27 protein-coding genes are annotated in these 24,321 nt (G+C 38.0%); 14 read left to right on the top strand and 13 right to left on the bottom strand.

Annotated features, from left to right (window positions below):
* Positions 1–9 precede the first annotated feature (9 nt).
* From AC0L3W_RS14020 to AC0L3W_RS14000, 5 genes are all read left to right on the top strand, one after another.
* Positions 10–891, top strand: coding sequence for a LysR substrate-binding domain-containing protein (locus tag AC0L3W_RS14020; protein ID WP_409440254.1), 882 nt, complete (start codon positions 10–12; stop codon positions 889–891).
* Between the two features lie 98 nt (positions 892–989).
* The gene (gene aroE, locus AC0L3W_RS14015; protein ID WP_290041285.1) at positions 990–1,808 is read left to right on the top strand and encodes a shikimate dehydrogenase; all 819 of its coding nucleotides are present in this window, start codon (positions 990–992) and stop codon (positions 1,806–1,808) included.
* A gap of 6 nt (positions 1,809–1,814) precedes the next feature.
* Complete coding sequence (locus AC0L3W_RS14010) at positions 1,815–2,096, top strand: DUF1488 family protein (RefSeq protein ID WP_409440255.1); 282 nt, start codon at positions 1,815–1,817, stop codon at positions 2,094–2,096.
* Between the two features lie 23 nt (positions 2,097–2,119).
* A complete protein-coding gene (locus AC0L3W_RS14005; protein WP_290041282.1) occupies positions 2,120–2,383 on the top strand; it encodes a YihD family protein in 264 nt (87 codons plus the stop codon).
* 69 nt (positions 2,384–2,452) lie between these two features.
* A complete protein-coding gene (locus AC0L3W_RS14000) occupies positions 2,453–2,650 on the top strand; it encodes a DUF4250 domain-containing protein (protein WP_290041281.1) in 198 nt (65 codons plus the stop codon).
* Positions 2,651–2,678: 28 nt separating this feature from the next.
* On the opposite strand, the gene AC0L3W_RS13995 is transcribed toward AC0L3W_RS14000, so the two are convergent.
* The 4 genes from AC0L3W_RS13995 to AC0L3W_RS13980 are packed head-to-tail and all read right to left on the bottom strand — an operon-like array spanning position 2,679 to position 6,226.
* Positions 2,679–3,593: a metal ABC transporter permease gene (locus tag AC0L3W_RS13995; RefSeq protein ID WP_409440256.1), complete on the bottom strand. Its 915-nt coding sequence runs from the start codon at positions 3,591–3,593 to the stop codon at positions 2,679–2,681.
* Between the two features lie 4 nt (positions 3,594–3,597).
* A complete protein-coding gene (locus AC0L3W_RS13990; protein ID WP_409440257.1) occupies positions 3,598–4,458 on the bottom strand; it encodes a metal ABC transporter permease in 861 nt (286 codons plus the stop codon).
* 9 nt (positions 4,459–4,467) lie between these two features.
* On the bottom strand, positions 4,468–5,340 hold the full coding sequence (locus AC0L3W_RS13985; protein ID WP_409440258.1) for a manganese/iron ABC transporter ATP-binding protein: 873 nt from the start codon (positions 5,338–5,340) through the stop codon (positions 4,468–4,470).
* Positions 5,330–6,226 carry a metal ABC transporter substrate-binding protein gene (locus tag AC0L3W_RS13980; RefSeq protein ID WP_409440259.1) on the bottom strand — a complete coding sequence of 299 codons (897 nt, stop codon included), beginning with the start codon at positions 6,224–6,226 and terminating at the stop codon, positions 5,330–5,332. Before AC0L3W_RS13980 ends, AC0L3W_RS13985 begins: the two co-directional genes overlap by 11 nt.
* A gap of 161 nt (positions 6,227–6,387) precedes the next feature.
* Here AC0L3W_RS13980 and AC0L3W_RS13975 point away from each other — a divergent pair, with 161 nt between their 5' ends.
* The 5 genes from AC0L3W_RS13975 to coaA all read left to right on the top strand — a co-directional run bounded on the left by AC0L3W_RS13975 (position 6,388) and on the right by coaA (position 10,327).
* Positions 6,388–6,735, top strand: coding sequence for a hypothetical protein (locus tag AC0L3W_RS13975; protein WP_409440260.1), 348 nt, complete (start codon positions 6,388–6,390; stop codon positions 6,733–6,735).
* A gap of 239 nt (positions 6,736–6,974) precedes the next feature.
* Positions 6,975–7,964, top strand: a complete 990-nt coding sequence (locus tag AC0L3W_RS13970; protein ID WP_409440261.1) for a serine/threonine protein kinase — start codon at positions 6,975–6,977, stop codon at positions 7,962–7,964.
* A 45-nt stretch (positions 7,965–8,009) separates the two neighbouring features.
* The gene (locus tag AC0L3W_RS13965; RefSeq protein ID WP_290041272.1) at positions 8,010–8,618 is read left to right on the top strand and encodes a thiol:disulfide interchange protein DsbA/DsbL; all 609 of its coding nucleotides are present in this window, start codon (positions 8,010–8,012) and stop codon (positions 8,616–8,618) included.
* A gap of 109 nt (positions 8,619–8,727) precedes the next feature.
* Entirely contained in the window at positions 8,728–9,369 is a 642-nt protein-coding gene (locus AC0L3W_RS13960; RefSeq protein WP_290041360.1) for a uridine kinase family protein, read from the top strand.
* The gene (gene coaA / locus AC0L3W_RS13955; RefSeq protein WP_290041271.1) at positions 9,362–10,327 is read left to right on the top strand and encodes a type I pantothenate kinase; all 966 of its coding nucleotides are present in this window, start codon (positions 9,362–9,364) and stop codon (positions 10,325–10,327) included. Before AC0L3W_RS13960 ends, coaA begins: the two co-directional genes overlap by 8 nt.
* Before the next feature lie 48 nt (positions 10,328–10,375).
* Here coaA and glpX read toward each other — a convergent pair whose 3' ends face one another.
* The 3 genes from glpX to AC0L3W_RS13940 form a co-directional block, all read right to left on the bottom strand.
* On the bottom strand, positions 10,376–11,386 hold the full coding sequence (gene glpX, locus AC0L3W_RS13950; protein WP_290041269.1) for a class II fructose-bisphosphatase: 1,011 nt from the start codon (positions 11,384–11,386) through the stop codon (positions 10,376–10,378).
* 71 nt (positions 11,387–11,457) lie between these two features.
* The gene (locus AC0L3W_RS13945) at positions 11,458–12,678 is read right to left on the bottom strand and encodes an aspartate aminotransferase family protein (RefSeq protein ID WP_290041267.1); all 1,221 of its coding nucleotides are present in this window, start codon (positions 12,676–12,678) and stop codon (positions 11,458–11,460) included.
* Positions 12,679–12,743: 65 nt separating this feature from the next.
* Complete coding sequence (locus AC0L3W_RS13940) at positions 12,744–13,328, bottom strand: anthranilate synthase component II (RefSeq protein WP_290041265.1); 585 nt, start codon at positions 13,326–13,328, stop codon at positions 12,744–12,746.
* Positions 13,329–13,407: 79 nt separating this feature from the next.
* Here AC0L3W_RS13940 and AC0L3W_RS13935 point away from each other — a divergent pair, with 79 nt between their 5' ends.
* Positions 13,408–14,322, top strand: coding sequence for a TIGR01777 family oxidoreductase (locus AC0L3W_RS13935; protein WP_409440262.1), 915 nt, complete (start codon positions 13,408–13,410; stop codon positions 14,320–14,322).
* A gap of 812 nt (positions 14,323–15,134) precedes the next feature.
* Here the strand turns inward: AC0L3W_RS13935 and AC0L3W_RS13930 are convergent.
* The 6 genes from AC0L3W_RS13930 to rpmH form a co-directional block, all read right to left on the bottom strand.
* Positions 15,135–16,049: a porin gene (locus tag AC0L3W_RS13930; protein ID WP_409440263.1), complete on the bottom strand. Its 915-nt coding sequence runs from the start codon at positions 16,047–16,049 to the stop codon at positions 15,135–15,137.
* A 225-nt stretch (positions 16,050–16,274) separates the two neighbouring features.
* Positions 16,275–17,642: a tRNA uridine-5-carboxymethylaminomethyl(34) synthesis GTPase MnmE gene (mnmE, locus tag AC0L3W_RS13925; RefSeq protein ID WP_290041258.1), complete on the bottom strand. Its 1,368-nt coding sequence runs from the start codon at positions 17,640–17,642 to the stop codon at positions 16,275–16,277.
* A gap of 82 nt (positions 17,643–17,724) precedes the next feature.
* On the bottom strand, positions 17,725–19,395 hold the full coding sequence (gene yidC, locus AC0L3W_RS13920; protein WP_290041257.1) for a membrane protein insertase YidC: 1,671 nt from the start codon (positions 19,393–19,395) through the stop codon (positions 17,725–17,727).
* Between the two features lie 14 nt (positions 19,396–19,409).
* Positions 19,410–19,673 carry a membrane protein insertion efficiency factor YidD gene (gene yidD, locus AC0L3W_RS13915; protein WP_113819718.1) on the bottom strand — a complete coding sequence of 88 codons (264 nt, stop codon included), beginning with the start codon at positions 19,671–19,673 and terminating at the stop codon, positions 19,410–19,412.
* The gene (gene rnpA / locus AC0L3W_RS13910) at positions 19,640–19,996 is read right to left on the bottom strand and encodes a ribonuclease P protein component (protein WP_290041254.1); all 357 of its coding nucleotides are present in this window, start codon (positions 19,994–19,996) and stop codon (positions 19,640–19,642) included. The genes yidD and rnpA overlap by 34 nt, the downstream gene beginning before the upstream one ends.
* A gap of 10 nt (positions 19,997–20,006) precedes the next feature.
* Entirely contained in the window at positions 20,007–20,141 is a 135-nt protein-coding gene (gene rpmH, locus AC0L3W_RS13905) for a 50S ribosomal protein L34 (protein WP_084605455.1), read from the bottom strand.
* A 516-nt stretch (positions 20,142–20,657) separates the two neighbouring features.
* Between rpmH and dnaA the strand changes: the two genes are divergently transcribed.
* The 3 genes from dnaA to recF all read left to right on the top strand — a co-directional run bounded on the left by dnaA (position 20,658) and on the right by recF (position 24,315).
* Complete coding sequence (gene dnaA / locus AC0L3W_RS13900) at positions 20,658–22,034, top strand: chromosomal replication initiator protein DnaA (protein ID WP_290041252.1); 1,377 nt, start codon at positions 20,658–20,660, stop codon at positions 22,032–22,034.
* Positions 22,035–22,048: 14 nt separating this feature from the next.
* Positions 22,049–23,152 (top strand): DNA polymerase III subunit beta, encoded by a 1,104-nt coding sequence (gene dnaN / locus AC0L3W_RS13895; RefSeq protein WP_290041251.1) that lies wholly within the window; start codon positions 22,049–22,051, stop codon positions 23,150–23,152.
* Positions 23,153–23,235: 83 nt separating this feature from the next.
* Complete coding sequence (gene recF / locus AC0L3W_RS13890; RefSeq protein WP_290041250.1) at positions 23,236–24,315, top strand: DNA replication/repair protein RecF; 1,080 nt, start codon at positions 23,236–23,238, stop codon at positions 24,313–24,315.
* The last annotated feature ends 6 nt before the right edge of the window (positions 24,316–24,321 follow it).

Below are 24,321 nucleotides of genomic sequence, written 5' to 3'. Positions count from 1 at the left end.
AGTATCGCTATGCAAACCCGATCCGATGACTTAACCATTTTACTTGCCGTTATTGATAACGGAGGATTTTCTGCCGCGGCTGATAGACTGGATATTCAAGTAGCGCGCGTGTCGCGATCCGTCAGCAAGATAGAAAAACAATTGGGTGTTTCTATTTTAAATCGCACCACACGGCGTTTAGAGTTAACCGATGAAGGTCAGCAATTTATTCAATCAGTACGACAAGGTTTATTACAACTTCAACAGGCTGAAGAAGACTTAGTATCACGTGGTGAATTACCCAAAGGTCGGTTACGAGTCGATGCCGCCAGCCCATTTATTTTTCATCAGTTAATTCCACTTATTAAAGGTTTCTCAGAGGTATACCCTGATATCCAACTAGAATTAACCAGTAACGAAGGCATAGTGGATCTGTTAGAAAAGAAAACCGATGTGGCAATTCGTATTGGTCGTTTAGTAGATTCAACCTTACATGCTCGACCATTAGGAAGAAGCTTATTAAACATTGTGGCAGCCCCAAGTTACCTTTCGACTCATGGGGTTCCGCAAACCACGGCCCAGTTAGCAGATCATCAACTGCTTGGGTTATCTGGTGCAAAAGTACTTAACCAATGGCCACTTAAAGGCTTTAATGGTATTCAGCCAAGCATCACATCAAGTAATGGTGAAAGTGTTCGACAGTTAGCTATTGCAGGTAATGGCATTGCTTGCTTATCTGCTTTTATGGTGCAAAAAGATATCGAAGCAGGTCTGTTAATCCCTTTACTAGCAGATCAAAAACAGGTGAGTCACGACCGTGAGCAAATCAATGCCGTATATTATAAATCGTCGGCCATTGCGCGCCGTATTTCTGCTTTTATCGACTATATACAACCAAAATTATCGTTATAGGTCATCTTCAGTAAATAAAAATATCTTGTGTCGATACACTGAACAAAGCAGACATGTTAAATTAAACTCAGACTAAATTTATTGAAATTGGAGCTCACATGGATCAGTACGCTGTTTTTGGCAACCCTATTAAACATAGCAAATCGCCTTTTATTCACACATTATTTGCCAATCAAACACAACAACAAATGACCTACGGTATTATTGAAGCGCCTGTTGATGGGTTTACTGCTTCCGTACAAGCCTTTTTCAATAGCGATGCAAAAGGCTGTAATATTACAGCTCCTTTCAAGGAAGAAGCCTTTCAGTTTGCACAATCTTTAACAGATCGCGCACGTTTAGCTGGTGCAGTGAATACCCTAAAGAAAACCGATGACGGTTTAATTATTGGTGATAATACTGATGGTGCAGGTTTGGTCTTAGATTTAAAAAACAATCATGTTGATCTCACTGGAGCACGCATCTTGTTGCTAGGAGCTGGTGGAGCGGCTCGCGGTGTATGTAGCTCTCTTCTAGCTGAAAGCCCTGCACAGTTAACGGTCGCTAACCGAACCTTTGAAAAGGCACAAAACTTGGTATCTATTTTTGAACAATTGGGCAATATTAATGCACAGCCTTTCGATCAATTAAGTGGCCCCTTTGATCTTATTATTAATTCAACTTCTGCAGGTTTACATGGCAGTTTACCAGCTATTTCTAGCAGCTTAATTACCCCTGAAACGGCAATTTATGACATGACTTATAATGCACAAGTAACCGCATTTAATGCTTGGGCAAAAGACAATGGAGCACGACTCACTATTGATGGGTTAGGCATGTTAGTAGGACAAGCGGCAGAAAGCTTTGCGATTTGGCGCGGTGTAAAACCAGGTGCAAAGCAAGTTTTAAATGAATTACGTCATAATTTAGCTGGTTAACTTAATATGAATCAAAACATTCTATTTTCTGATAACGAATACTATAACCATGATTTGCAACAAGTGGAGTTTCACGCTCAATGCCAAGGACGCTTAATTCATTGTGTCATCTCTTGGATAACATTAAACGCACTTGATCAGCCGAATACGCCACCAGCAACTGCTAATGAGAGAGCTGCATTAGCACTGTTTGAAGCGGCGCGATTTGATATTGAAGATCTCGCCGAAGCATTGATTAATCAGGAAGCTTTTAATGATGATGGGAGTATAGAGCTCAACCATTGTTAACCATTTAATAAAGGGTTTTAATTATGCAGAGTCACCGTATTAACGAGATATTAGAGTTAATAAAACCATATTGGTTAAAACACCAAGATCTAGATTTATTAACGCTGTTAAAGCACATTGCCACTGAATCAGGTTTTGATGGACCAATCGATACATTAACTGATGAAGTAATTATTTATCACCTAAAAATGGACCAAACTGATAAAGATGAAATGATTCCAGGGATTGCAAAAGATTGCGAAGATGATTTTCAAAGTGCATTATTGAAGGCAAGAGGTTTACTATAATACCGAGTGCATTAAACAATATTAACTAATTTAATGTAGTTGGGGCAATCACTAGACAGGGAGAGCGCAATGTTAGAGAACTACAAAAAGATGGATGTTAATATGTTATTAAGCATTGTTAATATGAAATTGAGAAATGAGCAAAAAACATTGGATGACTTGTGTGCAACTTACGAAATGGATAAAGCACTGTTAAAAGAGCGGCTCGCGAGTGCTGGCTTTATTTATGATTTAAGCAATCATCAATTTAAGCAAAGTACCTATTAGCGAACTATAGATACCCTGCTTTTGTTTGTTAACAGTGGTTTCGAAGACGACACGGATAACCTAACCATGCGCCTTTAGCCGAGTGTTTCTTCTCATGTTTAACAGTATGTTGAGTTAATTTTTTAACTTTTAAACTGCTGTAACTAAACACGCCAATAAATAATGTTGCCAACAACATAATAATAGTTGGTGCGGGTGCACTGTCGATAAAGAAACTCAAGTAGATCCCTAATATTGCGCAGCTACAAGAAACTCCAACACTAATCACCAACATCTTGTAAAAGTTACGTGTCATTAAAAAAGCTATCGCCCCAGGTGTTATTAACATAGCAATCACTAGAATCATACCTACCGATTTTAACGCAAATACAATCGTAATCGACAACACTGATAACAACGCATAGTGTAGAAATCTAACGGACAACCCTATTGCCTGTGCATGCTGTTTATCAAATACATATAATAATAAGTTTTTACCTTGTACAAACAAGAAAGTACACACTACTAAGCTCACGATCGCCACTTCCATAATGCCGCTCCAGCTACTACCTAATAGATCGCCATACAATATTTGGTCAAGGTGAACATCTGTCTCTATTTTAGTGATTAATAGCAAGCCTAAAGCGAACATCGCTGAGAAAACGATTCCCATTACCGTATCTTCTTTCAAACGGCTATGTTCTTTAATGTAACCAGTAAAAACAGCACACCCGATACCTGCGACAAAAGCACCGATGGCAAAAGGGATAGCCAACACATAAGCGATCACAATACCTGGTAACACTGAATGAGAAATTGCATCACCCATCAATGACCACCCTTTTAAGATTAAAAAGCATGACAATATCGCAGTTGGTACCGCTAAAACCAGCACCATTACAAACGCTTGTTGCATAAAATCAAAGGCAAAAGGAGACGTTAAGTTTTCAAATAATGCTGTCATGTAATTATCCTTGCTTAACGGTTAATGATTGCTGCTTTTTTCTATTACTAATCAAGCCATACTTAGGCGAGAAAAAGAAAGCAGATAAGAAGATAAAGGTTTGCAATAAAACAATAATGCCGCCAGTCGCTCCATTGATGAAATAGCTTAGGTATGCCCCAATTAATGAACTTAACGTACCGATACTAATACTGATAAAAATGACATTACTGAATTTATCACTAAGCAGATAAGCCGTAGCACCTGGGATCACGACCATCGCAATCACTAGAAAGGCTCCTACTGTTTGCAGCGCGGCTACTGTTGATGCACTTAATAAGGTAAAAAAGATAATTTTTAACGCATTGGCATTCAAGCCAATACTTCTTGCATGCTGTTCATCGAAAAACAGCACCATAAAATCACGCCATTTCACGGTTAATACCGCTAGAGTGACCATGCTGATGATGACTAACTGCAAGGTATCATAAGGTGTGATTGCCAAAATATTGCCCATGACGATGGTTTGTATATTCACTGATGTTGGACTCAAAGAGACCATGAACAATCCCAAACCAAAAAATGAGGTAAAAATAATGCCTATAATGGCATCTTCTTTTAATCTAGAGGCTTGGTTTAGAAACAACATCACTGTTGCTGCTAAACCACCTGAAAAAAACGCCCCAACTGCAAATGGCAACCCTAACATGTAGGCACCCGCAACCCCTGGAACGATAGAGTGTGATAAAGCATCACCGATCAACGACCAACCTTTCAGCATTAAGTACACAGATAAAAAAGCACAAACACCACCGACTAATGCACTCACCAAAATCGCATTTACCATGTAATCGTAACTAAAAGGTTCTAATAAATATTCCAACATCCCCCCCTCCTATAGCTGATTCAGCACGGTATTAGTATGTTGCTCTCCGTATAGAACAACTGGGCGTTCATCATCACTGATCACGGTAACTTGGCGTTTATCATCATCGGTATGTAACAGATCACCACTTAACACAAAGTGACGAAGCGCACCGCCAAAGGCTTTTTGTATATTATCTGGTGTGAAGACCTTCTCAGTTGGTCCCTCATCCAACACAGTACGATTAATAAAGACCGTTCTATCGCAAAATTCAGGAATGCTACCTAAGTTATGCGTTGATACTAAAATGACTTTACCCTCCTCTCGCAATACTTTTAGCAATTGCATAATGTGCTCTTCTGTTTTTACATCAACACCTGTGAAAGGTTCATCTAATAAAATGACCTGGCTCTCTTGTGCTAATGCGCGTGCTAAGAATATACGCTTTTTCTGGCCACCGGATAACTCGCCAATTTGACGGTGACGGTAGTCTTGCATGTTCACACGACGTAAAGCTTGATCAACCATTTCACGGTCTTTAGCTGAACTCATACGCAACATATTCATATGCCCGTAACGCCCCATCATCACCACATCTTCCACTAAGATAGGGAAATCCCAATCGATCTCTTCTGATTGGGGGACATAAGCAACAATGTTGCTCTTTAGTGCTTGTTTGACTGATAAACCTAAGATATTTACTGAACCAGTTTTTAAATTCACTAAGCCCATAATAGACTTAAAGATAGTCGATTTACCGCTGCCGTTGATACCCACTAACGCAGTGATAGAGCCTTTAGGTAAAGTAAAACTGGCATCATGAATAGCGGTAAAGCCATTTCTGTAAGTTACTGTAATATCATTTACTTTTATATTGTTTGCTGTTGTTTGTTTATTTAGCATCTTGGTTTACTCCCGCTGCAATCCGACTTAATGTCGTCGTTAACAAGTCAATATAAGTAGGGACAGGACCATCTGTATTACTCAATGAATCAACATAAAGGACACCCGCGTATAACGCCCCCGTTTCTCTTGCTACCTGCTGGGCTGGTTTAGCGGAGACCGTACTTTCACTAAACACTGCATTAATATTATTTAAACGCATCGTATCAATGACCTCTTTAACTTGTTGTGGTGTGCCTTGAGCATCTGAGTTCATTGGCCATAGGTATAGCTCTTTTAAACCATAATCTCGCGCTAGGTAACTGAATGCGCCTTCACTGGTCACCAACCAGCGTTGTTGCTCTGGTACTGCTGAAATTTGGGCTTTGAAAGGTGCAACCGCAGCAATAATCTGCTCACTATATTGCTTAGCGTTAGCATTGTAAGTTGCTGCGTGACTTGGATCGTGCTCAACGAATGCTGCTCGAATATTATCAACATAAATCAATGCATTAGGAGCTGACATCCAAGCATGTGGATTCGGTTTGCCAGAATAAGCCCCTTGTGTAATACCCATCGGTTCAATACCATCAGAAACAATCACTTTTGGCACATTTTTTAAGTTATTAAAAAATTTATCAAACCATAGCTCTAGATTTAACCCGTTATAAAGGATCATATCTGCGCCCTGCGCACGACGTAAATCACCCGGTGTAGCTTGATAATTATGGATTTCCGCATTAGCTTTAGTAATTGACTCTACAATGGCGGCATCACCGGCAACATTTTTTGCCATATCAGCTATAACAGTAAAAGTGGTCACCACTTTAAATTTGTCATTCGATGCTGCATACCCTGCTTGAGCCTGAAAAATAAGCATCAACACAACAAATAAAGTTCTTAACATACAACCCGCCTATCCAATTAGTTTAATAAGTAAACTAAAGATAGCAGTTCAATATTGCAATCGCAAATGATATTCATTATCAACTTGATAGGTGTTACGGATTGATTGTTTTTGCATAAAAAAATACACTGGTTTATCTATCAATTACAAATGGGGTCAAAATGAAAAAAACAGCGTTAATTTTATTAGGTGGTGTATTACTTGCTGGTTGTCAAACTACCAATACAGAAACAACTGATAGCAGCACAACAGATACAACAAGCACAGTAACTAGTTTAACCAATAACCTACTAGACACTAATTTTCCAAGCTTAGCTTGCGCTGAGATCAAACAAACGTTTGTGGATTATGAAGCAAAAATGACTAGCCTAGAAAGCAGCTCTAGCCTATTAACAACTGCAGGCATCAGTACTGCAACGGCAACAGAAAAAATGCAAACAAGCTACGACACAGCTAAAGAGATAGCAACACCTGTAATGACTGCCAAAGGTTGTACTGAAACACTGTAGTATTTTCTTTCTTATATAAAGTACTCAATATTTGAGTACTTTAATTTTCTCCCAAAAAGTATCAAGTATCTTATCAAAACCACTCGAAACTTAAGTAAATTATTTAAGCTCAGCTATATCAATCACTCATGAATTTGTTATCTTATATAGACCGTATTAACATTTTACGTATAAAAAAATAAATATTTTATAGGGGCGCGCTAATACATTGGCTGCGCCTTTTTTATTGGAGAAATATAATGTCAAATACAAGCCAAACCTATCAAAAATTAACCCCTGAATGCCAACTAGATGCACTCGCGAGTATTGGTATTTACCCTGAGACAGGCTTGTTAGCACTCAACTCTTATGAAAATAGAGTTTTTTCTTTCACCGATGAGCAACAACAGCGTTATGTGGTAAAGTTTTATCGTCCAGAACGTTGGAATGAACAACAATTACTAGAAGACCATGTATTTTCTAAAAAACTCAGTGAAGCAGGCCTGCAGTTATCAGCACCTTTAGAGATTGATGGCAGTACATTGCATAATTTTGCTGGTTATTTCTTTGCATTATTTGAAAATTTATCTGCACGTTCACTCGCCGTGGATGATGTAGATAGTTTGTATGAAGTAGGCATAGCGTTGGGTAAATTACATAAAGTAGGCGCTCAGCATCAATTTACCCAGCGTCCTTCGTTATCTATCGACAGCACCATAAAAACCGCCATTGAAGCATTAAGAAACTGTCAATTTATACCTACAAGTATTCATGCAGACGTATTTCAAACATTGCAAGATTTACACTATAAAATCACCACAAAAAAACTACCTAAGCTGACGATGATCGCTATACACGGTGATGCGCACGCCAGTAATATCTTACTAAAAGAAGGGCAACCGTACTGGGTAGATTTCGATGATTGTAAAATGGGTCCTGCGGTACAAGACGTGTGGATGTTATTACATGGCGATCGAAATGAGCAGTTATTACAAATTTCTATGATTTTAGAAGGTTACCAAGAAGAATATGAGTTTGAAACGGAACAATTAGCTTACATTGAAGTCCTACGTACTCTACGCATGATTAATTACACTGCATGGATTCATAATCGATGGGAAGATCCGGCGTTTTCTCGTAACTTTCCATGGTTTATAACAGAACAATATTGGAAAGAGTGGTTACAATCGTTACAACAACAGTTAGTATTATTAGATGAAGCACCTATCATGCTTCAGCCACACTATTAATTTTTACATCATAAAATCACAACAATGATAATAAAGGATCACATAATGAAAAAGGTTTTTGCTCTATTAATCGGTTTGTTTTTACTGCCGTTAAGTGTTCAAGCTGCAGACTTTGAAGAAGGTACTCACTATGACGTTATTAAACAAACAGCGACTGATAAACCTGAAGTATTAGAGTTTTTCTCTTTCTATTGCCCACACTGTTTCAAGTTTGAACCGCTAATGAAAAACCTTGAAAAAGAGTTACCTGCTGATGTAGCTGTTAAGAAAAGCCACGTTAATTTCTTAGGTGGAGCAATGGCAGACGAAGTCACTAAAGCTTATGCTGCTGCAGATCTGTTAGATGTGAAAGAAGAAGTAACTAGCATTATCTTTGATCAAATCCACGTACAACGTAAAGCGATCAATAACGAACAAGATATCCTTGATATCTTTGCTAAGGCAGGCATCTCAGAAAAAGAAGCAAAAGGTGCTTTAGCTAGCTTCCCTGTAAACGGTATGGCAGCACAAATGAAACGTAATACTGAAACATTTAAAGTGCGTGGTGTACCAACTCTAATTGTTAACGGTAAATACAAAGTAAATACAGGTTCAGTTAAAAGTACTCAAGAATTCGTTGAATTAGTTAAATTTTTAACTAAAAAAACAGACTAAAAACTTAGTTTTAAACACCCCAATTTAAAATAAAAAGCCACATTAGTGGCTTTTTTCATTTTTATGGCATAATAGCGGCGTCAAAAAGGGGAGATGACCGTTGAAAACCATGTTTAATAATTCAGCACAAATGAAAAGTGCTATTAAAGAACTGCACAACAACAAAGAGTCTACTAAGGCTCAGATTGTTGCTATCAGTGGAATTGAGGGCAGTGGCAAACGTGAACTAACCGAAAAAATTGCAGCAGCTTTAAGATTAGATGGCCTGAATGTCGCGGTAATTCACACCGATGATTGGGAAGCCAGTAAGGATGTTCGCTTCAATATAATGAACAGTCCAGAAGAATATTACCTAAATGCATACCGTTTTGATGAGATGTTTGAAGAGTTAATTCTTCCACTTAAACTATTTGGTAGCATTAAGACATCAGTTAACTTAGATGATGCAGAATCACCTCGTACCGTTGATTACCACTTTAATGATATCGATATAATCCTGATCGAGGGGGTATATCTGTTACAAGAAGCTTATCTAGATTTATACGATTACAGTTGTTGGGTGAAAAGTAATTTTGAAACAGCACGTAAACGCCTACATGAACAAGTTAATATTGAAGAATCACAGGAAGCCTTAGTTAATCTATTTGAATTGTTAATTAAACCAGCTGGACAATACCACCTCTATGCAGATGACCCTATTGGTAACAGCAGATCAATTTATCTAGAAGAAGCTCAGCTCGACAATGAATAGCCATTCAGCGTTTAACCCAGAAAACCGCCATAGTGCATACATACAGTTTGAGCGCGATGAATGGGCTGACCTACGCGACAATGTAAAGCTCACTTTGTCAGAAGAGGATATCAAACAATTACAGGGGATTAATGAATCTTTATCCATGCAAGAAGTCATTGATATCTATCTACCCTTGTCGCGTTTACTTAACTTGTACGTAGGTGCGCGGCAATATCGCCATACGGTCCGAGATAAATTCCTTAACTCACATAATGAAAAAGTCCCTTATATTATTGGAATTGCCGGCAGTGTAGCGGTTGGTAAAAGTACTTCTGCACGTATTCTACAAGCGTTGTTATCACGCTGGCCAGAACACCCAAAAGTGGCCTTAGTGACAACAGATGGCTTTTTACGCCCTAATAAAGAGTTAGTTGCACGTAATTTAATGCATAAGAAAGGTTTCCCAGAAAGCTTTGATATTAAAGCTTTAATTGATTTTGTTTCGGCAATAAAATCTGGACAAGAGAAAGTAACAGCACCGGTTTATTCACATTTAACTTATGACATTATGACTGATCAATCTTTGCATGTTGAACAGCCTGATATCGTTATTTTAGAAGGGCTAAATGTACTACAAACAGCAGCCTCAACTGAGGGTGATCAATCACATCGTACGTTTGTTTCTGATTTTGTCGACTTTTCTATTTTTGTTGATGCTGAAACCGATCTATTAAAAACTTGGTATATACAGCGTTTCTTAAAATTTCGAGAGGGGGCTTTCACTGATCCTAACGCTTATTTCCATAGTTATTCGAAAATGAGTAAACGGGAAGCAGTAGGCATTGCATCGAAAATTTGGGATGAGATTAACGGTGTGAATTTAGAGGAAAATATACGTCCAACACGCGATAGAGCTAATTTAATTCTGAAAAAATCAACCAACCACCAGGTCAGCCAGGTGCAATTGCGTAAATAAAAGACAATAAAAAAGACGCTAATTGCGCCTTTTTAATGTCTAATGAACTTAAAGAATAATATCTTTTAAGTTTGGATCTTTACGGTCTAGGTAGTGCGTAGACTTAATACGACGCACAGTACGCGACTTACCACGTACTAATAACGTTTCAGTCGTTGCTAGACGACCGTCAATTGATACGCCTTCTACTAAGTCACCTTTAGTAATACCCGTTGCAGAGAAGATAACATTATCGTTTTTCACTAAGTCTTCTAATTTTAAGACTTTGTTTACTTCGATACCAGCAGCTTCACAACGCGCTACTTCTTCTTTACCAATTTTAATATTCTCTTCTGATGGCTCTTTAACCATTGGACGAGGAATTAAACGAGCTTGCATGTTGCCATCTAATGCTCGTACAACAGCAGCCGAAATAACCCCTTCTGGTGCACCACCAATACAGTACAAAACATCTACTTGGTTATCAGGCATACAAGCCAAAACAGAGATAGCAACATCACCATCTGGAATAGCAAATACACGAATGCCCATGCCTTGCATATCTTTAATGATACGGTCATGTCGTGGTTTAGCTAATGTAGCAACAGTCAACTCAGAAAGAGATTTACCTAATGCAAATGCGATTGCTTTCAGATTTTGCTCAAGAGAACGTTCTAAGTCGATAGCATCTTTAGCATTTGGACCAACAATTAATTTTTCCATGTACATATCAGGTGCTCGTAAGAAGCTACCTTTTTCGCCTACTGCTAATACAGCTAATGCATTTGACTGGCCCATTGCGGTCATGCGTGTACCTTCGATTGGATCAACAGCAATATCCACAGCATCGCCAGATCCTGTTCCTACATGCTCACCAATATACAGCATTGGCGCTTCGTCAATTTCGCCTTCACCAATCACAATTTCGCCATCGATATCAATTTGGTTGAAAATCAAGCGCATTGCTTCAACCGCAGCACCATCTGCTGTGTTTTTATCACCTCGACCTAACCATTTGTAGCCAGCAAGTGCAGCGGCTTCTGTTACTCGAGAAAATTCTATTGCTAATTCGCGTCTCATTTTATGAGCTCCCAATTTTTAAATCTAATTAAAACAAAGTGTTATTAAAAAATTAATAACAAACCTTGCTCTTATGCATCTTTATTAACGATAATTTTTACAGCTTGTTTTAGTTTCAGCATCGCTTGTTCGATAAGCTCATCTGAAATATTCAAAGCAGGTGCAAAACGTAATACGTTAGCACCTGCAACTAAGATTAATAGACCTTGTTCAGCAGCTCCTAGAAAGAAGGTTTTTGCTTGGTCTTGATATTGTTCATTTAATACAGCACCTAATAGCAGTCCAGCACCACGAACCTCTTTAAATACTGAGAATTCTTGGTTAATTTCTTGTAAATGCTGACGAATTAACTGCTCTTTACGCTTAACACCATCCAACATTTCTGGTGTATTTATTAAATCGAATGCTTTACCTGCAACAGCACAAGCTAAAGGGTTACCACCAAATGTAGTTCCATGTGTGCCTACTTTAAAGTGCGCTGCTAGGTTGCTTTTGGTTAGCATGGCTGCAATTGGAAAACCTGCCCCTAATGCTTTTGCAGAAGTCACAATATCTGGCGTGACCCCCAACGCCATATAAGCAAACAATTCACCTGTTCTACCCATACCTGTTTGCACTTCATCAAAGATCATTAATGCATTGTGTTTATCACATAAAGCACGAACACCTTGTGCAAAATCAGGTGAAATAGGCAAAACACCACCTTCGCCTTGTAAAGGTTCTAGAATCACTGCACAGGTCTTATCTGAAATTGCTTTTTCGAGTGCTGCTAAGTCATTATATTCAAGGTGCGTTATATCCGCAGGTTTAGGGCCAAAACCATCAGAGTAAGCCGATTGTCCACCAGCGGTAACAGTAAAGAATGTACGTCCATGAAAACCTTGATAAAATGCGATAATTTCTGTTTTATCAGTGCCTGCTTGATCAAAAGCAACTCGACGCGCAAGCTTTAACGCTGCTTCATTCGCTTCTGCACCTGAGTTGGCAAAAAACACTTTTTCAGCAAACGTATTATCCACTAATTTTTGCGCCAAGCTCAACGCTGGCTCATTAGTATAAATATTACTAACATGCCATAATTTTTGAGCTTGCTCTGTTAGTGCTGTGACTAATTCAGGGTGCGCGTGACCTAGCGCATTAACAGCGATACCACCTGTTAAATCAAGGTATTCGTTATCTTGTTGGTCCCACACTCGAGAGCCTTCACCGCGTACAGGGATCATTTCTAACGGAGCATAGTTTGGCACCATAACTTGATCGAATAACGGACGGGTGATGTGAGTGTTTGACATAAAGAATTCCTTTAACAATTTGAAACAGTCATAAAATAGGGGTTATAACAGCTTAATATACGCACTTATTTTGACAATCCAATAGATTGCTCAATAAAATTATTCAGGAGCGAGAGTCCTTGTTCTGAGCGAATACTTTCAGGGTGAAATTGTACCCCTTCTAACGCCATATGTTTATGACGAATCGCCATTATTTCTTGGCTTTCTATCACTCTGGCTGAAATATCAAAGCAATCAGGTAATGTATCTTCCTTCACAATCAAACTATGATAACGCGTTACGTTCAATGGGTTAGCTAAACCAGCAAAAACACCGCGATTATCGTGATCTATTAATGAGTTCTTACCGTGCATTACTTTATTTGCTCTAATTACTTTTGCACCAAATACTTGGGCAATGCTTTGATGGCCAAGACAAACACCTAATATTGGTATCTCACCAGCAAAACGCTCTATCGTTGCTAATGACACACCCGCTTCATTGGGAGTGCAAGGGCCCGGTGAAATAACGATATGGTCGGGGTTTAAATCTGCAATTTCTTTTAAGTTAATTTGATCATTTCGCTTTATTATTACTTGTTGCTTTAGTTCTCCGAAGTACTGAACTAAGTTATAAGTAAAGGAATCATAGTTATCAATCATTAACAGCATAAATAGTGGCCATCTAGAACATAAAGATCCATTTTACCATTAGTCTCGTATCTAATCCTAATAACATTAAGGGGCATTAATGACTCAACAAGCTGAAACAAAACAAAAAGTATTGATCACTGGTGCATCAGGTTTAGTTGGTCGCGCTTTGACCCCTTTATTAACTTCTCAGGGTTATCAAGTCTATACTTTGCAACGAACCGTAAGCGACACGGAACCTTATTGGTTGATCGACCAACAGCAAATACACCTCAATTCAGCACCTCAACCGGACATCATTATTCATTTAGCAGGTGAAAACATCGCTAATCGACGTTGGACTGAAAAAGTAAAACAGAAAATAACTGATAGTCGTATCCAGTCAACACAACTCATCGTTGATTTTATTAATAACAGCGATACGCCTCCGAGTCTGTTCATTTGCGCTTCCGCCATTGGCTTTTATGGGAATAGTGGTCAGCAACCAGTCGATGAAGGTTCACCACAAGGTGATGAATTTGTAAGCCAATTAGCGGCTCAATGGGAACAAACTAGCCACCGAGTAAAGACTAATAGCACTAGAGTCGTTAACTTACGAACAGGAATTGTATTAAACAAACAAGAGGGAGCATTAGCTAAAATGTTGCCTGCTTTTAAAATGGGTATTGGCGGTAAAATCGGTAAAGGTGAACAAATAATGAGTTGGATAGACTTAACCGATCAGGTTAATGCTATTTTATTTATTATGCGTAATGTGGAATTATCAGGCCCAGTTAACTTAGTTTCTCCTCATCCGGTCACTAACCGAAACTTTTCAGTGATATTAGCCAATATTTTAAACCGACCTTGTATCTTACCTTTACCTGCACTTATGGTTAAATTACTGTTTGCTGAAATGGGCGAAGCGTTATTGCTTTCAAGTACCAATGTTCGACCAACTAAACTATTAGATGCAGGGTTTACTTTCCAATATGATTTATTAGAAGAGAGCTTAAAGCATCAATTACAAGGCTAATAATAGAAGTATGGGACAGTATTTATAATTGAAGTTTATTCAGATAAGTATTTTTTAATATTGCAGAAATAGGAAAGGGCAGCCGAAGCTGCCCTTATTTTAGTCTAATCTATCTGATCCATGATAGTTGATGCTCCCTGCGTTACATCCCTTTGACTAATGCCATACTAGGCGTCCACTTCCCAAATCCTTTGGGCTCGTTCCTTGTTACATCCTTATGAGATAAACATCCTGTTTACCCGTCATCTCCCTTTCCTTAGGAGGTGTCCTTCTTTGCCATCCTGGCTTAATAACCACAATCCTAGTAGTCACTAATAACTTCATCCTGAAGTGTCCTGCTTTCCCTAATTATAAAACATCCTGTTTTATAAACTCTCATCCTGAGAGGTCCTAATTGCCATCCTAGCAATACATCGAGTCATTGTTTACATCCTGTAAAGCGTTTCCCCTTTGCGAGACAAAGAATACGACCTTTTTCTAAATAATAATGGCATAAGAGAAGAAATTTTATATTGCATCACAGAACAAAAAAACAACAAACAACTTAATAACAATGACTTAGTATAATATTTATTGATTAAAAGAGTATTAAACTTGTTTTAAATAATGCAATAACCTCTCTTAGCAATGGTCGATCTCTCACAAGATAAAAACATACGGTAAGATATTTATTATTCTAAATTGGTTAATGGTATAAAAATACAACTATTAGCGGGTGGGAGCTGTTGAATAACTGCTAAAAGGTGAGCAGTACAAACAAAAAATCCCAGGCAATGCCCGGGATTTTATTTTAAATCTAACTTATTAGTTGATTAGAAGTTGTAACGGATACCCGCTACTAAAGAATCTTCTGCATCATCAATTTGGTTAAATTGGTAAGTTACGTATGTACGGATTGATTTGTTGAAACGGTACTGACCTTCAACTGCGTAGAAATCAGCAGTATCTACATCATCAATCTCTTGTTGAGCAATAATACCAATCATACGGAATTGCTTAGTAAACTTGTATTGCAGTGCAATTTCGATTGACGTCATATCAGAAATTTCATCTGCCTCATTAAATGCATCACCCGTTGCGTATGAAGCAGCACCATAGAAATCACCTACAGAGTAAGCTGCTGCGATAGTTGTTTGTGTTTCATCTGTTTGTGCATCTGTATGTGCGATACCTAGGTCTAAACCGAAGTCACTAGAGTAAAGAGCAGAGATAGCAACAGAATCTTGATCATCTTCATCAGAACCTGTGAAGTTAGCTTGCACTGTTACTGAATCAGCAAATGTACCTGAATATAAGAAAGTTGTGTTTTCTTTATCAGATGAAGCATCAAATACTTGTTGGTAACCTGAATGAACAGAAGCAATATCTGTCATATCAGAAACTTGTACGTTAGCAGTATCTTGGCGACCGTAAGAGAAATCACCAATTGATGTACCAAAGCCAGCAAATAAGTAACGGTTATCAACTGTTTCACCAGGTTCGATTTGGTATTCCATGAAACCAAAACCTGTTAGGTTGTCAGTAATTTGAGTTTTGCCGCCAAAGTTAATGCGAGCACGGCTTTTATCTTCAACAGAACCATCACCAGTATCTTTAAACTCAGCACGTACTTCAGCACGACCACCAATTTTAAGTGTAGTACCGTCTTGATCATATACAGTTGCAGATTGAGCCGTTGCAGAAACAAGACCCGCCAAAATTGCTGTTGCTAATAGTGTTTTTTTCATGATTCATCCGTGTTTAGATTTCAAATAATATTTAAGGAATATAATTTTTTGTTTTGCAGCTTATTGCTGTTTACGGAGAAGCAGTCTAGGGATTGAATATGACAAAAATATTGCGGATATATTACATTTTAAAAAAGTTCAATTTCTTTGTAGGAGTTATAATAGAAGGGTGGAAATAAAAAAGCCGCAATACAGCGGCTTCATATATCATGGAAAATGGTAATTTTATTTACCAATACAGAAGCTAGAAAATATACGTCCTAATAAGTCATCAGAGGTGAACTCTCCAGTGATTTCGCTTAAGTGTTGCTGCGTGAGACGTAATTCTTCGGCAAGTAACTCACCGGCTTTATATTCTTCTAATTGAATCTTACCTTCTAAAAGATGTTTCTCAGCTTGATCAATCGCTTGCAAGTGACGACGACGAGCCATAAAACCACCTTCAGTATTACCTTGATAACCCATAATATCTTTTAAATGTTGTTTTAATTGATCAACACCTAAGCCTGTTTTCGCTGAAATACGGTAAACAGGGTGGTTATCATGCTCAGTCATTTGCAATGATTCACCAGTTAAATCTGCCTTATTACGTACCACAGTTAAACCAACATCTGCAGGTAATTTTTCGATAAAGTCAGGCCAAATCTCATGCGGATCTTCTGCATTAGTTGTCGTTGCATCTAACATAAATAAAATACGATCAGCATTTTTTATTTCTGTCCAAGCACGTTCAATACCAATACGTTCAACCTCATCGGCACCTTCACGTAAGCCAGCTGTATCAATAATATGCAAAGGCATACCATCAATATGGATATGTTCACGCATTACATCGCGTGTTGTACCTGCTATATCGGTTACAATCGCACTTTCTTTACCTACTAATGTATTAAGTAGACTAGATTTTCCGGCATTAGGGCGGCCAGCAATAACGACTTTCATACCATCACGTAAAATAGCACCTTGTTTTGCCTGTTCTTTTACCGCATTTAGGTTATCAATAATCTGATATAAGTCTTTGGCAATTTTACCATCACTTAAAAAGTCCACTTCTTCTTCAGGGAAATCAATAGAAGCTTCAACGTAGATACGTAAATAGATTAGACTTTCAACAAGATCATTAATTTTATGAGAAAATTCACCCTGTAACGAATGCAGTGCACTTTTAGCGGCTTGCTCAGAACTTGCTTCAATTAAATCAGCAATTGCCTCTGCTTGCGCTAAATCGAGCTTGTCATTCATAAATGCACGCTCAGAGAACTCACCAGGGTTTGCACTACGAAGGTTTTTGATAGTTAGAATAGCTTTGATCAACATATCCATCACCACTGGACCACCATGGCCTTGTAGTTCAAGTACATCTTCCCCAGTAAAGGAGTTAGGTCCTTTAAAGAGTAACGCAATTCCTTGATCTAAAACTTGTTTATCTTGGTCATAGAAAGGTAAGTACTCGGCATAACGTACTTTCGGCTTTTTACCTAAAATAATCTCTGCTACGGCTTCTGCATCAGGACCAGAAACGCGCACAATGCCTACACCACCACGCCCTGGCGCAGTTGCTTGAGCAACAATAGTATCAGTAGCTTTTATCATGTTCTGTTCCTAACTTAAAAAGTGAAGCCAATAAAAAAGGCGACTATTATAGTCGCCTTTTATCAATTACTAAATAATAGAATTATTTCTTAGCACTTAAGCCGTTTTTTTCGAATTGACGATAAATAACGGTTTGTTGTACTAGTGTCACGATATTACTCATTAACCAGTAAAGTACTAGACCAGCTGGGAACCATAAGAAGAAGAAGGTAAATACCACTGGCATAAACTTCATAATCTTCTGCTGCATTGGGTCTTGAACTGTTGCTGGAGACATTTTCTGAATAAAGAACATACTCACACCCATTAAGATAGGTAAAATGTAGTATGGGTCTTGTACCGATAAATCTTGGATCCAGAACATAAATGGTGCATGGCGTAGTTCAACCGCCTCCATTAATGACCAGTATAAAGCGATGAATATAGGCATCTGTAACAAGATAGGGAAACAACCACCTAATGGGTTCACTTTCTCTTCTTTGTACATTTCCATCATTGCTTTTGATACTTTCTGGCGATCTTCTCCGTAACGCTCACGTAACGCTTGAATTTTAGGTTGTAATAAACGCATTTTAGCCATTGACGTGTATTGTGCTTTTGTCAGTGGGTATAAAAGGCCTTTCACTGTGAATGTAATTAAGATGATTGCAACACCCCAGTTACCCACAATACCTTGGAAGAATAACAACAGTTTGAATAATGGTTGTGCAAGCCACCATAACCAACCGTAATCAACAGTTAGGTCTAAGCTTTCGCCCACTTGTGACATTTCATCTTGCAACTTAGGACCAATCCATAAGTTAGTAGAGAATTTTTCAGTACTGTTAGGTGCAATCGTTTTGATTGGTGATTTAAAACCAATAGCTGCATCTTTGTTTTGAATAACATTAGTGTATAACACATTATTATCATTAGCATTAGGTACCCAAGCAGAAACGAAGTAGTGTTGTAGCATCGCTACCCAACCACCTTGAGTCGTCTCACTTAAGTTACGCTCAACCATATCGTCAAATGTGTATTTACTGTATTTAGTATCATCTGTTGAGAATGCACCACCACGATAAACAGGCATCATTAAGTTAGTAGAGTGCTCTTTTAACGATTCTTTTAATTGACCGTATAATTGAACATTTACATCACTCGCTGATTTATTTTCAATTGTGTAATCAACTGTTACGTTGTATTCACCACGTTTTAAAGTAAACGTTTTAGTAAATACGTTACCGGCTTGGTCTACATAACGTAACGCAGTAGATACAGAATCTTCACCATCCGCTAAAACGTTTTCTTTACTATTTGTACTGTAGTAAGGGCGACCTTTAGGGTTTGCATCTGGGCCTTGTTTACCAATCAATCCACTTTGTGCAATATAGGTAAAGCCGTTTGCATTTTCTAATAAACGAAATGGAACACCAGAATCTAACTCGTCATCATGTTCAATTAGGTCTGCAACAACAACATCACCGCCTACTAAGGTTATTTCTAAACGTAGTTGGTCATTTTCTAATACAGTAATTGCATTAGTCGGCGCTTGTGTTGGTACTTGTGCTGCAACAGAAGAATGGTCTTCAGAAGAAGCTGGAATATCAGCGCTATGATTACTAGTCGATGGTACTGATGATTGTGAAGTGCTTTGTTCAGTCGTTTGCGCTGCAGCAACTGGCTGAGGGTTTTGCTCGGTAACCCATGCTTGATACAGCAAAAAGCTAACAAACAATAGTGCGAGGAAAAGTAAATTGCGTTGTGATTCCATAACGTATTCGATCTCTAAGGTTTAGGTTTATTTTTAGTTGCGCAACAAGGAGGTACAGGATCATATCCTCCTTCATTAAAGGGATGGCATTTTACAAGACGACGAGCGGCTAGCCAACATCCTTTTATCATACCATGACTCTTTATGGCAGCTATCGCATAATGTGAACAACTTGGCGTAAAACGACAACGAGGTCCAAGAATGGGACTTATAACTAGCTGATAACCACGAATGAATTTAATTGCTATCCATTGCAACGCTGCACTAATTTTCGCCATAACTTATCTAATACCTTATGAAGCTCTTGATTTGATAAATCAGCAATACCAGCTTTAGCAACAACGACAATATCGATGTTAGGAAGCTCATGTTGTTGAAGACGGAAATGATCTCTTACTATGCGACGGATACGATTACGACCTACAGCATGTTTAATGTGCTTTTTAGGAATAGCCATACCAATACGAGGATGTTCAAAGGTATTTTTTCTAGCAAGAAGAGTTAAATGCGGAGATACTGCTGGAATAGCATTTTTAAATACAGGTTGAAAATCTTCGGGAGTTAACAGACGTAACTCCCGAGAAAACGAATAATTCACCACGTCTGGTAAATTATGCGCTTAAGCTAGCGCGGCCTTTAGCACGACGACGAGCTAATACGGCACGACCGTTCTTAGTCGCCATACGAGTTCTAAAACCGTGTGAACGCTTACGCTTTGTGTTGCTTGGTTGAAAAGTACGTTTCATGCTCTTTTCCACTTATTGTTAAGTACTGTACAGTAGCTAATTTTTTCAATCTAGTAGTGCTTAATCACTTCGGAAAGTCATTAACCAATATTAATCGAAAGCGTCAGCCGATTAAAAAGAGAGCGAATTCTATTGATTGATCGACTAAAAGTCAATCAGAGATGCTTCTTTCTGGTAGATTAAATTCATTTTCTTTAGAATTAAATAATAAAGAAATAAATAAACACTACGAGCCAAACTCAAAAGTTAGGGTGGCGCGATTATATATAAGCGACACTAATAAGCAAGGATCTTCCGCGATCTTATAAATTAAGATTTGTAAATAGTTAAATAAGTATGTTGTGGATAAAGTTCTGTGCCCTTGATGTTACCTAGTTAGAACCTTGTGGATGCTTTAACCACTGAATGAGATAAATTTCAAGGATCTTTTTTTTCTTTTTGTTGCTTGATCTTATGGCATCATGACGATCTTATCGGTAGAATTATCCGCCCTAATGAATCTACTGGAGTTCCACAATGTCCCTGGCTATTTGGCAAGAATGTTTAGCACAATTAAAAGACGAGCTATCAGCTGGAGACTTTAGTACTTGGTTACGCCCTTTACAGGCAGAATACGACAATCATACTTTGTCATTATACTCGCCAAATAAATATACTAGTGAATGGGTACGTGAAAAGTACATGGATATCATTGAAACTAAATTGCAAACCTTGGCACATGAAGTCGATCCTAATCTCAGCATTAAAATACGTTTATTAGTCGGCACAGCAAATGCTGCAACGAATAATCCAACAGTATCAAAAGCAGCACCGGTACAAAATACAAACCAACCTTGGGAAGGCGAATCAAAATCTTTAAATATCGCCCATAAAAGTAATTTAATTAAAAAATATACCTTTGATAACTTTGTTGAAGGTAAATCGAATAATTTTGCTATTGCTACTACCCAACAGATTGCAGAAAATCCAGGCGGTGTTTACAACCCACTCTTTTTATATGCACATCCAGGTTTAGGTAAAACGCATTTATTACATGCTGTAGGTAATGCCATTGTTTCAGAAAACCCTGAAAGCAAAGTAGTGTATATTCGTTCTGAACGGTTTGTACAAGATATGATCAATGCAATTCGTAACAATACCATTGAACAGTTTAAAGAGTATTACGCATCTCTTGATGCACTATTAATAGATGATATTCACTTCTTCGCAGGTAAAGAACGCTCACAGGAAGTATTATTCCAAACATTCAACTCTATGTTAGATGGCCACCAGCAGGTTATTTTAACCAGTGACCGCTTTCCAAAAGAGATTGAAGGTATCGATGAACGATTACGTACTCGTTTTGGTTGGGGTTTATCTATTCCAATCGATCCACCTGAATTAGAGACGCGTGTTGCTATCTTGATCAGTAAAGCAGAAGAACGTGGTTTAACATTGCCTGATGATGTAGCCTTCTTTATTGCTAAGCGTTTAACCATTACTGATGTTCGTGTATTAGAAGGTGCGATTGCCAACATCTCAGCTAAAGCTCAGTTTACCGGTCAAGATATCACTATCTCACTGGTACAGGATGCATTACGTGATATGTTAGCGGTGCACACTAAGCAAACGACTGTAGATAATATTCAAAAAGTAGTCGCTGAACATTACCGTATTAAAATTTCAGATATGTCTTCAAAACGACGTACACGAACCGTTGCGCGCCCACGTCAAATTGCTATGGCACTTGCTAAAGAGTTAACACAACATAGCTTACCTGAAATAGGTGAAGCTTTTGGTGGTCGTGACCACACAACGGTATTACACGCTTGTCGTAAAGTTGAAGAACTACGTCGTGAAAATAACGATATTCAAGAAGACTATAAAATACTTATTCGCACCTTATCGATGTAAAAAAGGCTTATCTCATGAAGTTTACTATTTCCCGTGAAATATTATTAAGACCATTACAACTTGTGGTTGGCTCGGTTGCAGGTGGTCGCCCAGCTTTACCGATCATGGGTAATATCCTGATTGAAGTAAAAGATAACTTTTTAAACTTAACAGGTACTGATTTAGAAGTTGAATTAATGGCTCAAATACCATTAGAGCAAGCTTCTGAAGAGGGTGCTATTACCGTACCAGCACGTAAACTATTGGATATATGCCGTGGTTTAGCAGACCCTTGCGAAGTCACTTTTGAAGTGAAAAATGAACGCGTTACTGTAAGATCAGGGCGTAGTAGGTACTTACTATCAACTTTGCCTTCAATCGATTTCCCGAATATTGAATCTTGGCAGAGTCTGATTGAATTAACTGTGCCACAAAACGAATTTAAAAAGCTAATTGAGTTCACTCAGTTTGCAATGGCGAGTCAAGATGTTCGTTACTATCTAAATGGTATGTTTTTTGAAGTATCAGGCAATACTTTACGCAGTGTATCAACCGATGGTCATCGTTTAGCTTCATGTGCCATTAACATTGATCAAGCCATTGAAGAGCAATCTGTAATTGTGCCTCGTAAAGGGGTATTAGAGTTAGTTAAGCTACTTGATAAAGACCAAGCAAATGTCACAATTCAATTGGGCAAAAATAACTTACGTGCAGTGATTGATGGTTTTGTGTTTACCACCAAGTTAGTGGACGGGCGCTTCCCTGATTACCGTCGAGTTATTCCACGTAATGGTGATAAAGAACTTATTTCTAGTCGTGAAACACTTAAACAAGCTTTTAGTCGAGCTGCTATTTTATCTAATGAGAAATTCCGTGGCGTACGTTTAACCTTGTCTGAAAACCTTTTAAAAATTACCGCTAATAACCCTGAGCGAGAAGAAGCTGAAGAGTATATTGATGTTGATTACCAATCGGCAGAATTAGAGATAGGCTTTAATGTAAGCTATGTATTAGATGTACTAAACACGTTAAAAAGTGAACAAGTTAAAATAACATTTAGCACTTCAGACCACAGTGCGTTAATTGAGTCACTTGATAGTGATGACTCACTATATGTCTTAATGCCAATGCGTTTATAGCAGTCTAATATCTTATCTACTGATGATATCGACAAAATGGCGATAACAATTACCGCATACTACTTCACTCAGGAAACTGATTAATGTCGTTACAGAAATTAATCATTAATCAGTTCCGTAATATCGAGACTGCTTCTCTTACTTTTGATGCAAAAGTAAACCTGATCATTGGTGATAATGGCAGTGGTAAATCTTCTCTATTAGAAGCAATTTACTTTCTTGGACTAGGGCGTTCTTTTCGCACCCATCTTACAAATAGAGTCATTCAATACGAACAAACTCATTTCACAATTTACAGTGAAATTAATCATCAAGATCGTGTATTTCCGATTGGACTACAAAAGTCCAAAGGCGGTGAAACTACTCTTAAAATTGATGGTCAAATAGTCAAGAAATTAGCATCTCTAACCCAATATATTCCGATGCAATTAATCACTCCAGAAAGTTATACTTTATTGTCTGGTAGCCCTAAGAATCGTCGCGCCTACTTAGATTGGGGTGTTTTTTACCATGATCCGATGTTTTACAGTAACTGGGCTCGCATAAAGCGACTTTTAAAACAAAGGAATGCCGCTTTAAAGCAATGTAACGCTTACAAAGAGCTTCAAGTATGGGATAATGAACTTTGTGTCTTGAGTGAGCAGATAAGCGCTCAGAGGGCTGATTATTTTGCAAAATTACAGCCTTTAATAACACAAACTATTAAAGATTTTTTGCCTGAGTTTACTATCGAAAGTAAATTCTTTTGTGGATGGGATAAAAATAACAAATCGTTAGCTGAATATTTATCCGATAATTTTCATCGAGATAAGCAATTAGGTTATACGAGTATTGGTCCACAAAAAGCCGACTTAAAATTAAAAATCAAAAGCTTACCTGTTGATGATGTGTTATCAAGAGGACAATTAAAGTTACTTGTTTACGCATTACGATTAGCACAAGGTTTATTTTTAAACGCAGTGGATCATAAGCAATGTGTTTTTTTAATAGATGACTTTAGTTCAGAGCTAGATAAAAACAAACAAGTGGTATTAGCAAAACATATTAAAGAGTCTAGTGCTCAAGTATTTATCAGTGCCATTAGTGAAAATGGAATTGATGATTTATTTACAGAATGCAACCTGTTTCACGTGAAACAGGGGAAAATTACAGTAGAAAGGTGAAAGTTT

This window comes from Psychromonas sp. KJ10-5, assembly GCF_055808325.1.
This window is presented reverse-complemented; position numbering and strand designations above follow the sequence as displayed.

Bases quoted from the DNA above. Each gene is read 5' to 3' on its own strand.
- AC0L3W_RS14020 (WP_409440254.1), top strand. From the start codon at position 10: ATGCAAACCCGATCCGATGACTTAACCATTTTACTTGCCGTTATTGAT.
- aroE (WP_290041285.1), top strand. From the start codon at position 990: ATGGATCAGTACGCTGTTTTTGGCAACCCTATTAAACATAGCAAATCG.
- AC0L3W_RS14010 (WP_409440255.1), top strand. From the start codon at position 1,815: ATGAATCAAAACATTCTATTTTCTGATAACGAATACTATAACCATGAT.
- AC0L3W_RS14005 (WP_290041282.1), top strand. From the start codon at position 2,120: ATGCAGAGTCACCGTATTAACGAGATATTAGAGTTAATAAAACCATAT.
- AC0L3W_RS14000 (WP_290041281.1), top strand. From the start codon at position 2,453: ATGTTAGAGAACTACAAAAAGATGGATGTTAATATGTTATTAAGCATT.
- AC0L3W_RS13995 (WP_409440256.1), bottom strand. From the start codon at position 3,593: ATGACAGCATTATTTGAAAACTTAACGTCTCCTTTTGCCTTTGATTTT.
- AC0L3W_RS13990 (WP_409440257.1), bottom strand. From the start codon at position 4,458: ATGTTGGAATATTTATTAGAACCTTTTAGTTACGATTACATGGTAAAT.
- AC0L3W_RS13985 (WP_409440258.1), bottom strand. From the start codon at position 5,340: ATGCTAAATAAACAAACAACAGCAAACAATATAAAAGTAAATGATATT.
- AC0L3W_RS13980 (WP_409440259.1), bottom strand. From the start codon at position 6,226: ATGTTAAGAACTTTATTTGTTGTGTTGATGCTTATTTTTCAGGCTCAA.
- AC0L3W_RS13975 (WP_409440260.1), top strand. From the start codon at position 6,388: ATGAAAAAAACAGCGTTAATTTTATTAGGTGGTGTATTACTTGCTGGT.
- AC0L3W_RS13970 (WP_409440261.1), top strand. From the start codon at position 6,975: ATGTCAAATACAAGCCAAACCTATCAAAAATTAACCCCTGAATGCCAA.
- AC0L3W_RS13965 (WP_290041272.1), top strand. From the start codon at position 8,010: ATGAAAAAGGTTTTTGCTCTATTAATCGGTTTGTTTTTACTGCCGTTA.
- AC0L3W_RS13960 (WP_290041360.1), top strand. From the start codon at position 8,728: ATGTTTAATAATTCAGCACAAATGAAAAGTGCTATTAAAGAACTGCAC.
- coaA (WP_290041271.1), top strand. From the start codon at position 9,362: ATGAATAGCCATTCAGCGTTTAACCCAGAAAACCGCCATAGTGCATAC.
- glpX (WP_290041269.1), bottom strand. From the start codon at position 11,386: ATGAGACGCGAATTAGCAATAGAATTTTCTCGAGTAACAGAAGCCGCT.
- AC0L3W_RS13945 (WP_290041267.1), bottom strand. From the start codon at position 12,678: ATGTCAAACACTCACATCACCCGTCCGTTATTCGATCAAGTTATGGTG.
- AC0L3W_RS13940 (WP_290041265.1), bottom strand. From the start codon at position 13,328: ATGCTGTTAATGATTGATAACTATGATTCCTTTACTTATAACTTAGTT.
- AC0L3W_RS13935 (WP_409440262.1), top strand. From the start codon at position 13,408: ATGACTCAACAAGCTGAAACAAAACAAAAAGTATTGATCACTGGTGCA.
- AC0L3W_RS13930 (WP_409440263.1), bottom strand. From the start codon at position 16,049: ATGAAAAAAACACTATTAGCAACAGCAATTTTGGCGGGTCTTGTTTCT.
- mnmE (WP_290041258.1), bottom strand. From the start codon at position 17,642: ATGATAAAAGCTACTGATACTATTGTTGCTCAAGCAACTGCGCCAGGG.
- yidC (WP_290041257.1), bottom strand. From the start codon at position 19,395: ATGGAATCACAACGCAATTTACTTTTCCTCGCACTATTGTTTGTTAGC.
- yidD (WP_113819718.1), bottom strand. From the start codon at position 19,673: ATGGCGAAAATTAGTGCAGCGTTGCAATGGATAGCAATTAAATTCATT.
- rpmH (WP_084605455.1), bottom strand. From the start codon at position 20,141: ATGAAACGTACTTTTCAACCAAGCAACACAAAGCGTAAGCGTTCACAC.
- dnaA (WP_290041252.1), top strand. From the start codon at position 20,658: ATGTCCCTGGCTATTTGGCAAGAATGTTTAGCACAATTAAAAGACGAG.
- dnaN (WP_290041251.1), top strand. From the start codon at position 22,049: ATGAAGTTTACTATTTCCCGTGAAATATTATTAAGACCATTACAACTT.
- recF (WP_290041250.1), top strand. From the start codon at position 23,236: ATGTCGTTACAGAAATTAATCATTAATCAGTTCCGTAATATCGAGACT.